This is a genomic window from Streptomyces sp. NPDC058697 (assembly GCF_042715345.1).
GTDB lineage: Bacteria > Actinomycetota > Actinomycetes > Streptomycetales > Streptomycetaceae > Streptomyces > Streptomyces liliifuscus.
This window is the reverse complement of record NZ_JBHXSU010000002.1, coordinates 387,836-401,665: the sequence shown is the minus strand read 5'-3', so window position 1 is coordinate 401,665 and position 13,830 is coordinate 387,836. Positions and strand designations below refer to the sequence as shown.

The 13,830-nt window shown below is 69.5% G+C and carries 10 protein-coding genes and 2 pseudogenes; 5 read left to right on the top strand and 7 right to left on the bottom strand.

What is annotated here, in order from left to right; all coding sequences use genetic code 11:
* Nucleotides 1-114: 114 nt before the first annotated feature.
* From ACFWXQ_RS06360 to ACFWXQ_RS06350, 3 genes are read right to left on the bottom strand one after another with little or no spacing between them, the layout of a single operon-like run.
* On the bottom strand, nt 115-2,256 hold the full coding sequence (locus ACFWXQ_RS06360) for a xanthine dehydrogenase family protein molybdopterin-binding subunit (protein WP_383943894.1): 2,142 nt from the start codon (nt 2,254-2,256) through the stop codon (nt 115-117).
* Nucleotides 2,256-3,230, bottom strand: a complete 975-nt coding sequence (locus ACFWXQ_RS06355) for an FAD binding domain-containing protein (protein ID WP_383943896.1) — start codon at nt 3,228-3,230, stop codon at nt 2,256-2,258. Before ACFWXQ_RS06355 ends, ACFWXQ_RS06360 begins: the two co-directional genes overlap by 1 nt.
* A 4-nt stretch (nt 3,231-3,234) precedes the next feature.
* Nucleotides 3,235-3,858: a (2Fe-2S)-binding protein gene (locus tag ACFWXQ_RS06350; RefSeq protein ID WP_383943899.1), complete on the bottom strand. Its 624-nt coding sequence runs from the start codon at nt 3,856-3,858 to the stop codon at nt 3,235-3,237.
* A gap of 266 nt (nt 3,859-4,124) precedes the next feature.
* Between ACFWXQ_RS06350 and ACFWXQ_RS06345 the strand changes: the two genes are divergently transcribed.
* Complete coding sequence (locus ACFWXQ_RS06345) at nt 4,125-4,871, top strand: phosphotransferase family protein (protein WP_383943902.1); 747 nt, start codon at nt 4,125-4,127, stop codon at nt 4,869-4,871.
* A 74-nt stretch (nt 4,872-4,945) separates the two neighbouring features.
* Here the strand turns inward: ACFWXQ_RS06345 and ACFWXQ_RS06340 are convergent, their stop codons facing one another.
* From ACFWXQ_RS06340 to ACFWXQ_RS06325, 4 genes and pseudogenes are all read right to left on the bottom strand, one after another.
* Complete coding sequence (locus ACFWXQ_RS06340) at nt 4,946-5,233, bottom strand: hypothetical protein (RefSeq protein ID WP_383943904.1); 288 nt, start codon at nt 5,231-5,233, stop codon at nt 4,946-4,948.
* A gap of 65 nt (nt 5,234-5,298) precedes the next feature.
* A pseudogene (locus tag ACFWXQ_RS06335) lies at nt 5,299-6,010 on the bottom strand (IS5 family transposase).
* A gap of 36 nt (nt 6,011-6,046) precedes the next feature.
* Nucleotides 6,047-6,838, bottom strand: a pseudogene (locus tag ACFWXQ_RS06330) (IS5 family transposase).
* 118 nt (nt 6,839-6,956) lie between these two features.
* Nucleotides 6,957-7,532, bottom strand: coding sequence for a TetR/AcrR family transcriptional regulator (locus ACFWXQ_RS06325; RefSeq protein ID WP_383943907.1), 576 nt, complete (start codon nt 7,530-7,532; stop codon nt 6,957-6,959).
* Between the two features lie 270 nt (nt 7,533-7,802).
* Between ACFWXQ_RS06325 and ACFWXQ_RS06320 the strand changes: the two genes are divergently transcribed.
* From ACFWXQ_RS06320 to ACFWXQ_RS06305, 4 genes are read left to right on the top strand one after another with little or no spacing between them, the layout of a single operon-like run.
* A complete protein-coding gene (locus ACFWXQ_RS06320; RefSeq protein WP_383943910.1) occupies nt 7,803-9,092 on the top strand; it encodes a glycosyltransferase in 1,290 nt (429 codons plus the stop codon).
* 17 nt (nt 9,093-9,109) lie between these two features.
* On the top strand, nt 9,110-11,374 hold the full coding sequence (locus ACFWXQ_RS06315) for an ArnT family glycosyltransferase (RefSeq protein WP_383943913.1): 2,265 nt from the start codon (nt 9,110-9,112) through the stop codon (nt 11,372-11,374).
* Between the two features lie 39 nt (nt 11,375-11,413).
* Nucleotides 11,414-12,157 (top strand): response regulator transcription factor, encoded by a 744-nt coding sequence (locus tag ACFWXQ_RS06310; protein ID WP_383943916.1) that lies wholly within the window; start codon nt 11,414-11,416, stop codon nt 12,155-12,157.
* Nucleotides 12,154-13,692, top strand: a complete 1,539-nt coding sequence (locus tag ACFWXQ_RS06305) for a sensor histidine kinase (RefSeq protein WP_383943918.1) — start codon at nt 12,154-12,156, stop codon at nt 13,690-13,692. Before ACFWXQ_RS06310 ends, ACFWXQ_RS06305 begins: the two co-directional genes overlap by 4 nt.
* Nucleotides 13,693-13,830 lie beyond the last annotated feature (138 nt).

Here is a 13,830-nt window from a genome sequence, read left to right as displayed (position 1 = left end):
CTCGACGAGCCCTCAGAAACGGCGATTTTGGTTGCGCATCAGCGATTGCGGGTCGTCGTTGGCTCAGGACTCGAACGCGGCGCGTTCATCGATGTAGGTCAAAGTGGTGGTGGGTCAAAGCAGTGCCTCAGGGCGGATCGGCAGGTCTGTCAGGCGTTTGCCTGTCGCGTTGAACACCGCGTTGCCGATCGCCGGTGCCACACCGACGATGGTGATCTCGCCGAGACCCTTCACACCGATCGGATCGGCCTGCGGGTCCTCGGTGTTGATGAAGGCGGCGTCGAGGTCGGGGACGTCCGCGTTCACCGGCACCAGATAGTCGGCGAGGCTCGCGTTGGTGATGCGGCCGTCGCGGTGGTCGGTGACGGTGCCTTCGAGGAGGGCCATTCCGATGCCGCCGACCATGCCACCGATGGCCTGGCTGTGGGCGAGTTTGGGGCTGATCACCCGGCCTACGTCGTACGCCGCGAAGATTCGTCGTACGCGGACCAGGCCCAGTAGGGGATCGACGGAGACTTCGGCGAAGACGGCCCCGTAGCCGTAGGTGGAGATCTTCGAATCGGCGTCGCCCGGGCCCCAGTTGCCGGTGATGTCGAGGCTGGGCAGACCGGCGCGGCGCAGGATGTCCCGGTAGCTGTCCTCGGCGCCGGATCTCTCCAGCCGGCCGTCACGCACCTGCACATCCGCCGGATTCGCGCCGTACAACGGGGAGTTCGCGTCCGTCACCGCCCTGCGGACGAACTCCGCCTTCAGCGCGTTGCAAGTGGTGTGCGCCGCCGAGCCCACGCTCGCCATCGTGCAGGCCGCCGCATGCAGGGGCGCGGTGGGGTAGCTGGAGTCGCCCAGTCTGAAGGTGACCGCCGAGGCGGGCAGCCCCAGGGCGTCCGCGGCGACCTGCATGACCGACGTCGTGGTGCCGGGGCCCATGTCCGCGGTGGCCGCGAAGACTTCGGCCGTGCCGTCGGCGTGGATCCGGGCCCGTGCGCTGGAGTCGCGCCGGTTGTTGTGGTAGCTCGCGGTGGCCATCCCCATGCCGATGAGCAGGTCACCGTCCGTGCGCGAGCCGGGCTTGGCGTGCCTCCGGGACCAGCCGAAGCGGCGTGCGCCGGTCTCGTAACACTCACGCAACTTACGGGTGGAGAAGGGGAGTTGCGTGACCTCGTCCTGGGTCGGTTCATTGCGCAGCCGCAACTCCACGGGATCCACGGCCAGTTCGTGCGCGAGCTGGTCCATCGCGGTTTCCAGGGCGAAGTTGCCGAGCGCCACGCCCGGGCCTCGCATGGAGGCCGGAGAATGGACGTCGACGGGCGTGACTCGGTAGGCGGTACGGGTGTTGGGGACGCCGTAGAGGAACTTCGGCAGGTCGGTCAGTCCGTCAGTGTAGGTCCGGTAACGCGCGTTCTCGATCCGGACCTCGTAGACGAGAGCGCTGACGCGCCCGGCCGCAGTGCTGCCGAGGGCCATCCGGTGCCGGCTGGCCGGCCGGAACCCGGTGCCGTAGTAGAACTGCCGCCTGGTCAGCACCACCTTGACGGGCCTTCCGACCTCGCGCGCCGCGAACGCGGCCAGCATGACATGGTCGTAGGTCTGGATTCCGCTGCCGAATCCGCCGCCCAGGAACTCGTTGTGCACGCGTACGTCGCCGACGGCGATGCCGAGCGCACCGGCCACTGTGCGCGCGGCGCCCTGTGCCCACTGGGACTTGTCCCAGAGCGTCAGCCGTCCGTCGTGCCACCGTGCGATGGTCGAGGGCAGTTCGATGGGGTTGTGGTTCTCGCGGGCGCTGGTGAGTTCCAGGTCCACCTTCACCTGCGCCGAAGCCAGGGCGCCCGTCGGGTCGCCGCGGCTGTAGTCGGGCTCGTCGGCGGGTGTCTGCGAGGGGATGTCCGGGGCGTCGAAGTCGGTTACCGCGTCCTGCCGTTCGTACGTCGCCTCGACCAGTGAGGCGCCATGGGTCGCCGCCTCCAGGGTCTCCGCGACGACGACCGCGATGGGCTGGCCGTAGAAGGCGATCCGATCGATGGGGTGGGCAAGTCGCAGGCTGCCGAAGTCGGTCAGAACGCGCAGGACGCCCGGGTGGCCGAGCGCCGCGTCCACCGCGATCCGGCTCACCGTGCCGCGCGCCACCGTGCCGTTGACGATCACGCCGTACAACAGGCCCTCGATGCGATGCTCGGCGGAGTAGGTGGCCGTGCCGGTCACCTTGCGGCGGGCGTCGACGCGGGAGAGCGGCTGCCCGACGACGGTCGTCGCCATCACTGTCCTCCGATCGTCATGAGCTGGCGGCGCACGGTCCGTTCGACGAGCCGCACCTTGAAGGCGTTCTCGGACAGCGGTACGGCGCCCTCGGCCGCGAGGGCCGCGGCGTCCGTCCACGTCCGGCGCCCCGGCCGCTTGCCGACGAGCGCCGCCTCCACCTTGGGCAGCCGCCACGGCACGGTCGCGACCCCGCCGACGGACACCCTGGCGCCCCGCACCACACCACCCCTGATGTCCAGCGCCACCGCGGCGGACGCCAGGGCGAACTCGTACGACTGCCTGTCTCGGACCTTCAGATAGCCCGAGCGGCGCGTGTGCGCTCCTGAGGGGACGGTCACGGAGGTGATGAGTTCGCCCGGCTGGAGCGACTGCTCCTTATGGGGCGTGGCCCCGGGGCGGAGGAAGAAGTCCTGGACCGGGATGAAGCGGAAGCCGTCGAGCCCCCGCACATGGACGACGGCGTCCAGCGCCACCAGCGCAACCGCCAGGTCGGAAGGATGAGTTGCCACGCAGTGGGTGCTCGTGCCCAGGATCGCCTGCATACGGTTGTCACCGTGCCGGGCGTCGCAACCCGAGCCCGGGTCACGGCGGTTGCAGGCGGAGTGGATGTCCCGGAAGTACGGACAGCGGGGCCGCTGCATGATGTTGCCGCCGATGGAGGCCATGTTGCGCAGCTGGGCGGAGGCGCCGAGTTCGAGGGCCTGGGACAGGAGGGGGTAGGTGGCGCGCACCTCCGGATGCGCGGCGAGGTCGCTCATCCGGACCAGGGAACCGACGTGCACCCCTTGCCTGGTGACGGTGATGTCCTTGTACGGCAGCCCGTTGATGTCGACCACGTGCGCGGGTCGCTCGACGGTCTCCCGCATGAGGTCGACCAGTGTGGTCCCGCCGGCGATGTAACGGCCGTTGCCCGCACCGGCGTTGAGCGCGGCGGTGACGGTGGAGGCTCGGCTGAAGGCGAAGGGGTGCACGCGGTCATGCCTCCTTGGCCGTCTGCTCGATGGCGGAGACGATGTTCGTGTACGCCCCGCACCGGCAGAGGTTGCCGCTCATCCACTCGCGGATCTCCGCCCGGGAGCCGGTGTGGCCCTCGGCGATACAGGCGACGCCCGACATGAGCTGCCCCGGTGTGCAGTAGCCGCACTGAAGGCCGTCGTGGTCGATGAACGCCTGTTGCAGCGGGTGCAGTTGCTCGCCCCCATTTCCGTCTCCGCCTCGGGCGAGCCCCTCGATCGTGGTGACGTGCGCGTCCTGGGCCATCACGGCGAGGATGAGGCAGGCGTTCACCCTCCGGTCGTCCACGAGCACCGTGCAGGCTCCGCAGGCGCCCTGGTCGCAGCCCTTCTTCGTGCCGGGGAGGTCCAGGTGCTCGCGGAGGAGGTCGAGGAGCGAGGTGCGGTTGTCGACCTTCGCGGTGCGCTGCTCGCCGTTGACCGTCAGGCGGACGGTGGAGAGCCGGTCGGCCGGCGCGGGTGCGGATGTGGGCAGGCGATCCGAGGTCAGCAGGGGTAGACCGGCCCCCATGGTCGCCGCCGCTGTCGATGCCGCGACGAAGGTTCGTCGTTTGAGCGTGGTTGCCTCGTCGAACGTTTCCGACATGCGTGATGCACCCTCCCGGTCGAACACGTGGCATGTGATGACACCAGGTGTCATCGTAACAGTGATGACACCTGGTGTCATGGATAGCGAATGGGCAAGGAGAGACGTGTCCGTGGCTCAGGACTCCTAACAAAATTGGTGGGCTTCACCTGGTCAGAGGTCGGTGTCGTGCACGAGGCCGCCGGGTAGCGGGAGGCGGTCAGCCGCGTAATCGCACGCGATAAACCTGGCGACGTCGGCGATCATCCCCGGGATACTGGTCGTCCATGGATGAGGTCAAAGTCGTCGTCGCCCATTCCGAGCGCGCGACTCTGCGCGTCGGTGACGTGTTCTTGAAGGTGGACGCTGATCAGGCGCGTATCGATGTCGAGGTCGAAGCGATGTCCCTCGCGCCGGTCCCGACTCCGGAGGTCCTGTGGCGCAAGCCGCCCGTGCTCGCGATTGTCGCGCTCCCGGGGACGACGCTTGGGCGCCTCGGCGGGCCGTCGACCGGGTCGCCGGCGGCGTGGGCCGCGGCGGGCGCCGCCATCCGGAAGCTGCACGACGCGCCACTGCCGCTCCTGCCGGGCCGGGCCGGCCGGAGCATCGTCGCGCTGGCGGCGGAACTCGACGACGAGTGCGAGTTGCTCGTGACGAACGGCCTCCTGCCCGCTGACCTGGTCACCCGCAACCGCCAGGTCGCCGAGGCCGCGCTCCGGCCGTGGAGTCCGGCGTTCACACACGGCGACCTGCAGATCGCGCACGTCTTCGTCGACGGCGACGAGGTCACGGGCATCATCGACTGGTCCGAGGCGGGCCAGGGCGATGCCCTGTACGACCTCGCCACCTTCACGCTCGGACACGAGGAGCACCTCGACGACGTCGTCGCCGGCTATGGCACCGACATCGACCTCGACGTGATCCACGCGTGGTGGTCGTTGCGCAGCCTGCTGGCAGTTCGCTGGCTGATCGAGCACGGCTTCGACCCGTTCGCGCCGGGCTGTGAGGTCGACGTGCTGAGATCCCGGATGTGAGGCTGCGCCGGCCCGGGGCGATCGCCCGCCCTTACTCTCGACAAAGACGTTGTCTCAGTTGGCTCGGTGATGTGTCATGTGACGTCGAAAGGCTCGGTTCCGGCGTAGTCGTACGACCATCCCGTGGTCGTGTCGGGTGCAGGTATGAGGTCGTAGACGTGCCACACGTCAGCCGGCGGGTGCTTGCGCGAGCCGCGCGCACGTTGCTGCTGCGGAGGTTGATGGCGCTCGTCCAGCTTCACGATCCTGGTGCGTCCGTGGAACGGACCTCCCCGAACCTTGATGCCCACCGTGTTGTCTACGACCTTCCCGCGCACCCATCGCGCGATCAAGGTCAGGTGTCCGCTGTCTCCACCGCTCATATCGCCAGCGAACCACTGCCAGTGGTCCTTGTGGAGCTGGCTGCTTCGGCGTTGAGCGAACAGGGTCAGCTGAGCCTGCGAAAGCAGATGACGGCGCTGGTGATGCCAACGCAGGCGAGGAAGTGCTCGGCCTTGTGCTCGTAGCGGCGGTGCAGGCGGCGGCAGCCGTTCAGCCAGGGCATCGTCCGCTCGACCACCCAGCCGTGCCGGCCCAGGCGGCCGGAAGACTCGATGCCGCGGCGGGCGATGCGCGGCACGATCTGCCGACGGTGCAGCCATCCGCGCAGGTGGTCGAAGTCGTAGCCCTTGTCCGCGTGCAGCTTGGCCGGACCACGGCGCCGGGGACCGTAGCGGGAGCGGATCGGCGGGATGCCGCGCATCAGCGGGATCAGCGCCTGGCTGTCGTGGAGGTCGGCGCCGGAAATGCCCACCGAGATCGGGAGCCCGTTGCGGTCGCAGACAGCGTGGATCTTCGACCCGAGCTTGCCGCGATCGGTCGGATTCGGTCCGGTCAGGAACCCCCTACAACTTGGCCCACACTCGAGCCGTGGACCAGTCGGTGAAACGTCGATGGACCGTCTGCCAGGACGCGCCGAAGACCGGTGGCAGCTGCCGCCAGGTGCAGCCCGAGGTGGCGACGAAGATGATCGCGGCAAGTACCGCGCGGTCATCGCACCGCCGCCGGCCTCCGCCCTGGGCGCGGATCGACGGCTCCGGTGCCACGTCCTGGAAGATCTCCCACAGCCCGTCCGGCACCAGCCGCTCAACTATGTCCATGCCCAAAGCGACGAGCGACTGCCAATCAAGACATTGTCAAAGTGCGGTGCGCAGTCGTCGCCGGCAGATGACGGCGCAGTCGACGGTGACGAACGCGTGGTGGATGTCGTCGCGGATCTCCCAGCGGATACGCAGGCGGCGGAACCAGTGCGGCAGCGCGATCGCTCCTTCCGCGACCCAGCGGTACACGCCCGGGCCGGAGCCGTGCCCGGTGCCGCGCCGAGCGAGGCGCGGGCTATCTGGAACCGGCGGACCTTGTCCCGGTAGACCTCGTGGTCAAAGCCGCGGTCGGCGTACAGATACCTGGGGCGGCGCAGTGGCAGGCCGCGCTTGCCGCGGATCGGCGGGACGGCCTGGATCAGCGGGATCAGTTGGGTGACGTCGTTGCGGTTGCCGCCGTTGGTGATTTCCGCGAGCGGGATGCCCTGCGCCTCGACGATCAGGTGGTGCTTGCTGCCGGCCTTGCCCCGGTCCACCGGTGACGGACGGGTGGCCGGCCCGCCCTTCATTGCGCGGATGTGGCTGGAGTCGACCGCTGCGCGGGAGAAGTCCAGCAGGTCTGCGGCCCGCAGCTCGGAGAGCAGCAGCTCGTGCAGGCGCTGCCAGACCCTGGCCCCGTTCCAAGTCCCGCAGTCGTTGCCAGCAGGTCATCCCCGAGCCGAAGCCCAGCTCCTGGGGCAGAAACTCCCAGCGGATCCCGGTGTACAGCAAGAACAGGATCCCGCACAGCACCCTGCGACTATCCAGACGCTTACGACCTGGACGCCGCGGATTACGCGGGACGACCAGCAGCAGCGGCTCGATCCGCGCCCACAACTCGTCGTCGATCTCCGGTCTGGCAGCGGTCTTCCTCGTCTCGACTGGCTCGCACCCCCTTCGGCCAGCATCAACGAGACCTGACACCGTCATTTCTAGAGGGTCAGAAGCCTCTTCTTGTCAGGAGTCGTCAGGGCGCGAGCGGGGCTGCGACCGCGGCCCTGAGCTCCTCCACGGATTCACGCAGCAGGGCGTGCAGGTCCTGTGTCTCCGGGCCCTCGATCCAGGATTCGCGCGCGGCCCTCCATGCGGCGGCGCCCGCCGCGGCGGTCAGGAAGGCGGTCCGCGGCGCGACACCGCGCTCGCACAACGCCTCGGTCACGGCCGCACTGGTCGCGGCGAACTTGGTCAGCTCCCGTTCGCGAAGCTCCGGGTTGGCCACGATGACGGCTCGGCGGCGCCGGGCGTGCGCGTGCGCCGTGTTCACCATGCCCACAGCGGCGCCGTACCCCTCCAGAACGACGGCGAGCGGCGAGAGGTCGGCGGGCGCGGCGGCCATGGCGTCGACGATCACCTCATGAATCCGGGACGAGAGCGGGAACAGCACCTCGCGCTTGTCGGGGAAGTGCCGGAAGAACGTCCGCTTCGTCAGACCGGCCCGTTCGGCGATCTCGGCGACCGTGGTGTCCTCGAAGCCGCGCTCCTCGTACAGCTCAAGCGCGGCCCGCGACAGTCGGCCCGCTGCGTCCGGCATCCATCGACCCATGTCGCTCATCCTAATGATGACACTCAATGTCATCGGATGTACGGCGACGGCGCCTGGGCCTGTTGGCGCCGTCAGCCGTTGCCCGGCGATCTGATCACGACGGGAACGCCGACGGGAACGCCGGGAGCGCTTTCGGCCATTGATCTGACTCCCCGTCAGTTCTCGGTATCCTCCCTCCACCCCCACAGGCGGGGCGGCAACAGTGAGGCCGCGGCCCTGGACCAGGGCCTGTGAGCCGCAGTCTGCCGTCCCCTCATGCCTGAGGAAGCCATGACTCCCACCCCCCACCTCACCGATATCGCCGCCCGCGTGGAGCGGCCGGCCCCGTTCCAGCCGGTCGACCGTTCGCTTCTTCCGGACGCTGGTAGTGCGACGGTGGACATCGTCGTGCCGGTCTACAACGAGGAGCGCGCCCTGCCCGGGTGCCTGCGCACCCTCCACGCGCGTCTGTCCGAGGGGTTCCCCTTCCCCTGGCGGATCACGGTCGCCGACAACGCCAGCACCGACAAGACGCTCGCCACCGCCCGCCGCCTCGCCGAAGAACTGCCCGGGGTCGGCGTCGTCCACCTGGACCGCAAGGGCCGAGGGCTGGCCCTGCGCACCGTCTGGGGCGCCAGCGACGCCGACATCGTGGCGTACATGGACGTGGACCTGTCCACCGGCCTCGACGGGCTGCTCCCGCTGGTCGCCCCGTTGGCCAGCGGGCACTCGGACCTCGCGATCGGCTCCCGGCTGGCACCCGGCGCGCGCACGGTGCGCGGGCCGCGTCGCGAGTTCATCTCCCGCTGTTACAACGGGATCATCCGGCTCACCCACGGTGTCCGCTTCACCGATGCCCAATGCGGCTTCAAGGCGGCCCGCACCGAGGTGCTACGGCCGCTGCTGAAGGTGACTCGCGACGACGCATGGTTCTTCGACACCGAGCTGCTCCTGCTCGCTGAGCACAACGGACTGCGCGTCCACGAGGTGCCGGTCGACTGGGTCGAGGACGTCGACACCCGAGTTGACGTGGTGAGCACCGCCACGGACGACCTGCGGGGTCTGTGGCGCATGGCGCGTCTCAAGGCCTCCGGCGGTGCCCGGGTCGAGATACGGCCGCGCCCACGACCGGCCGCCGAGCATCCCGACGCCGTCCTCGCACCCGTCTCGCGACGCGGTGCGCTGTCGTGGGAAGTCGGCTGCTTCACCGCGATCGGCCTCGTCTCCACGGTCGGGCAGGCACTGCTGTACTGGCTGTTGCGCGGCTGGTGGAGCCCCGCCGTCGCCAACCTCGTCTCACTGTTCGTCCTCACCGTCCTCAACACCGAGGCGAACCGGCGTCTCACCTTCCGGCACTCCACCGCCCCGCCCGCCCGCGCCCACCTCGGTGCCGGGGGCTTGTTCGTCCTCGGCTACCTGGTCACCTCGGCAACGGTGCTCTGGTTCAAGTGGCTCGATCCCGGCGCCTCACCGGCCGCGGAGGCCATGGTCCTTGCCGCCGCGTCCGTCGCGGTCACCTGTGTGCGCTTCGCCGTGCTGCGGCTGGCCGTATTCGCCGACCTCCGTGGCCGTACCCGCTGATGAGAGCGAATTCCGACATGAGCAACTACGCGCACTTCAAGCCCGTATCGGCGGCCCCGACCCGCGATCGGACGAGCCCGTCCGTCCGCTCGCTGCCCGCCTGGGCCGCACCCGCGGCACTGGGCGCCGTCCTCGCGCTCGCGGCCGTTCTGTACGGATGGGCGCTGGGTTCGCTGGGCTGGGGCAACAGCTACTACTCGGCGGCTGTGAAGTCGATGGGGACGAGCTGGACCAATTTCCTCTTCGGCTCGTTCGATCCGGCGGGCGTGATCACGGTCGACAAGCCGCCGGCCGCACTGTGGCCACAGGTGATCAGCAGCAAGATCTTCGGGATGCACGGCTGGGCACTGCTCCTGCCGCAGGTGATCGAGGGCGTGGCCGCGGTCCTCGTCCTGCACCGCACCGTGCGCCGTTGGGCGGGGGAGGGCGCGGGCCTGGTCGCGGCCCTGGTGCTGACGCTCACCCCCATCACCGTGGCCATCAACCGGGACAACAACCCCGACACATTGTTGGTGTTGCTGCTGGTGTCGGCGGCGTACGCGCTCACCCGCGCACTGCAGGAGGAGGGCAGGGCCGCGACCTGGTGGCTGTGCGCGAGCGGCTTCCTGATCGGGTGTGGATTCCTCACCAAAATGCTCGCCGCCTGGATGGTCATCCCCGCGTTCGCCGTCGCCTGGCTCGTGGGAGGAAGCGGCCCCTGGATACCGCGAGTGCGGCGTCTGCTGGGCGCGGGAGCCATCCTGGCGGCGTCCTCCTTGTGGTGGGTCGCCATGGTCGCCCTGTGGCCGGGCGACCGCCCCTACATCGGCGGGAGCAAGGACGGCTCGGCCTGGGATCTCGTGATCGGCTACAACGGGCTGGGGCGGGTCTTCGGCTCCAGTGACGGAACGCCCCAAGGCATGGGGGGCGCAGGCGGGGGCGGATTCGGCGGGTTCGGCGGGTTCGGCGGACAGTCCGGTCCGGGCCGGATGTTCGACACGCAGGTGGGCGGTCAGATCAGCTGGCTGCTGCCCCTTTGCGCGCTGGCTCTGGCCGTCGCCGTCACCGCGGCGGTACTGCACCGACGCGGGAAGCTGCCAGCCTCCGCCCTGCTGCCGGCCTCCGGCTGGCTGCTGTGGGGAACCTGGCTGGTGGTCTGCGCTGCCGTGTACTCGACTCAGGAGGGCATCTTCCACCCCTACTACACCACCCAACTCGCTCCAGCCATCGCCGCTTTGTGCGGCGGGCTGATGGCCGGCCTGATCCGCGTGCACCGTGCCGGCCCGCGCTGGGCGCCACTGGCCGGCGTGGCCGGGGTCGCGGTGAGCGTGGTGTGGGCGGTGGTGCTGGTCCGCCGTGTACCCGACTGGAACGGCTGGCTGGTGTGGCCGGTGCTGCTCGTGGGCTGCGCTGCCGTCGTCCTGTTGGTGCTTTCACGACGTCACGGCCGGCTGCTGACGGCTGCCGTGGGCGCGGCGGTGGCATCGGTTCTGGTGGCCCCGGGAGCCTGGGCGCTGAGTGTGCCCGGCTCCGCCGGCATGGGCGGTTCCAACCCGACGGCCGGTCCGCAGACGCTCGGCTTCGGAGGAGGCGGCGGCATGCCCCGGCAGGGTGGGAACGGCGGAGGCCTTCCGTCGGGCATGCCGTCCGGGATGCCGTCGAACATGCCGGGCCTCCCCGGCGGTGACGGGTCTTCGGGCCAGTCCGGTGAACCCTCGTCCGGCGGCATGCCTTCCGGGATTCCTTCCGGCATGCCCACGCAGGGAGCGAACGGCATGCCCGGTGCGCCCGGAGGTTCGGGCTCGGACGACAGTGACACGCAGTCACTTCCCGGTGGCGGCTCGGGAAGTGCCCCGAGCGGGCGCGGCGGTTTCGGTGGCAATGCGGAACTCACCGCTGACCAGCGCAAGATCCTTCAGTACGCCGTCAAGCACGCACCCGACGCACGCATCAAGCTCGCCGTCGAGGGCGGTGCCATGTCCGCCGGCTCTTTCATCCTGGGGACCGACGAGACCGTCATCGGCATGGGCGGCTTCACGAACAGCGACAACGCGCCGTCGGTGGCCCAGCTGGAGAAGTGGACCAAGAACGGCGAACTACGCTACATCCTGGGCTCCGACACCAACGGCGGCGGCCGACCGGCCATGGCCGGCGGATACACCGGGCAGCGTTCCGACTGGATCGCCGACAACTGCACGAAGGTTCCGGCGTCGTCGTACGGGGGCACGTCCTCCCAGGCGGACGACGGCGGTGCGATGGGATTCGGGGGAGGCGACGTGCTCTACGACTGCGCCGCCAAGTAAGCGAAGGCCGCCGGACGGCAGAACGGACCAGCAGACGTCATGACCGAGCAGCCCGCAGACGCGAGGCCGCGACATCGGCTCCTCGTGGTCGAGGACGAGCCCAGCATCCGCACCCTGCTGGAGGCGACGCTCCGCTTGACCGGATACGAGGTGAGCAGCACCGACACCGGACAGTCGGCCCTCCTCGAAGTTGAACGCCTGGAACCGCACCTGGTGCTGCTCGACGTGATGCTGCCCGACCTGGACGGCTTCGAGGTGACCCGCAGGCTGCGGGCGGCGGGCAACGACTGTCCGATCCTGTTCCTGACCGCCCGCACGGGCACTGACGACCGCATCAGCGGCCTGAGTGTCGGCGGAGACGACTACGTCTCCAAACCCTTCAGCATCGAGGAGGTGCTGCTGCGCATCGGGGCCGTCCTGCGCCGGACGGCCCCGGCCATCACGGGCCAGACCTCGCTGAGAGTCTTGAGTTACGCCGACCTGGAACTCGACGAGGGCGCCCACGAGGTGCACCGGGCGGGGGAGTACGTCGCACTGTCACCGACCGAGTTCAAGCTCTTGGCCTACCTCCTGGCGAACGCGGGCCATGTGGTGACCAAGGTCCAGATCCTCGATCACGTCTGGAGCTACGACTTCGCCGGTGACGTGCGGATCATCGAGACGTACGTCCGCTACCTGCGCAAGAAGATCGACTGCTTCGATCCACCGCTCATCCAGACCGTGCGCGGTGTCGGCTACAGCCTGCGTCTTCCCCGCGACCACGCAGGGACGTCGGAGCAGTGACCCGTCTGCTGCCCCGGCCGCCCAGATCACTGAGACGACGCCTCGTCGTGGGTGTCACCGTCCTCGCCACCGCCGCGGTCCTGGCCTCCCAGGCCATCGGTTACGTAGTGCTGCGATCGTGGCTGCTGGACCGCGTCGACGAGCAACTGGTCGAGTTCCACCCACCGGCACCGGCCTTCTACGACGCCCTGGACGGCACACTCCCGGCGCCGGGAAAGCGCCTGGACGTGCTGCCCTCGGATTTCCACGTCTACTTCTACGACGCCTCCGGCCACCGTTTGAACCGCTCCCTCGGCTCCGAATCAGAGCCAGGACCACAGTTGGCCGATGAGGCGCAGGACCTCGGTCTGCGGGACGGGCATCCGGAAACCCTGCGTGCCACGAGCGGTGAGGGCCGCTGGCGAGTGATGCTCAACCCCGGCCCCGACGGTATGAGCGCCGTGGTCACCCTGCCGCTCGACACCGTCGACGGCGCCGCCTCGAAGATCTTGTGGCTGAACGCGGTCCTGCTTGCCGTCACGATCGGTGCCCTGCTCGCGCTGGGCCGATGGGTGGTCCGGCTGGGCCTGTTGCCATTGACCAGAATGGAAAGTACCGCCCAGGACATCACAGCGGGGCGGCCCGGCCTGCGGTTGCCCGACACCGATCCACGCACCGAGATCGGACGGCTCGGCCTGGTCCTGAACTCGATGCTCGACCGCCTCCAGAAGGCGCTGCTGGCCCGCGAGGCCTCCGAAGCCCGACTGCGTCGGTTCGTCGCCGACGCAGGGCACGAACTGCGCACCCCGCTCACCGCCATCCAGGGCTACGCCCAACTCGCACTGCGTCCGGAGCGGCGCCCGGCGATGGAACTGCAGGAGGCCAACCGGGTCATCGCGCAGAACGCGGAACGCATGAGCCTGCTCGTCGATGACCTCCAGCTGCTTGCCACCCTGGACAAGGAACCCTCCTACCGGAGGGAACGGGTCGACCTGCTGTCCCTGGCGGCGGACGCCGTCAGTGCGACTGCCGTCCACTGTGCGTCCCACCCCGTCGATCTCGGTCCGCTGCACACGGCGGCCGATCCCACCGGAGCAGAGGAACTCGACGTTGCGGAGGCCGTCGGCGACCCGCACCGGCTGCGGCAGATCCTCGAGAACCTGCTGTCCAACGCCCACGTCCACACTCCGCCGGGCACATGCGTCCACGTCCGCGTCGGCACAGGCGTGGCGGGTCCCGGAACGGGCGGCACGGACCGACCCGGACGCTTCACCGCTTCGCCGCCCCTGCCGGGGTGCCTGCCGATCAGCGTGATCGAGGTGGCGGACGAAGGGCCGGGCCTCGGACCCGTCGATGCCGAGCTCGTCTTCGAGCGCTTCTACCGCGCCGACCCCGCCCGCTCCCGCCTCCACGGCGGCAGCGGCCTCGGACTCGCCATCGCCTCGACCATCGCCGAGGGCCACGGTGGCCGCCTCGAACTCGACACGACCCCCGGCCGTGGCTGCACCTTCCGCCTGGTCCTGCCCGCAGCCGCTCCAGGCCGGGAATCTCGCTGATTCCGAGCGTACGGGTGCGCGATGTCCAGGGCGCCGAAGAGTGCCACGTCGCCACGGGTGGTGATCATTTCGTCCGACCGCCCTGACCGCTTGTGCCGTGCGACGTGCTCGTACCCCCCGACAGGAGCTGCGCACAAC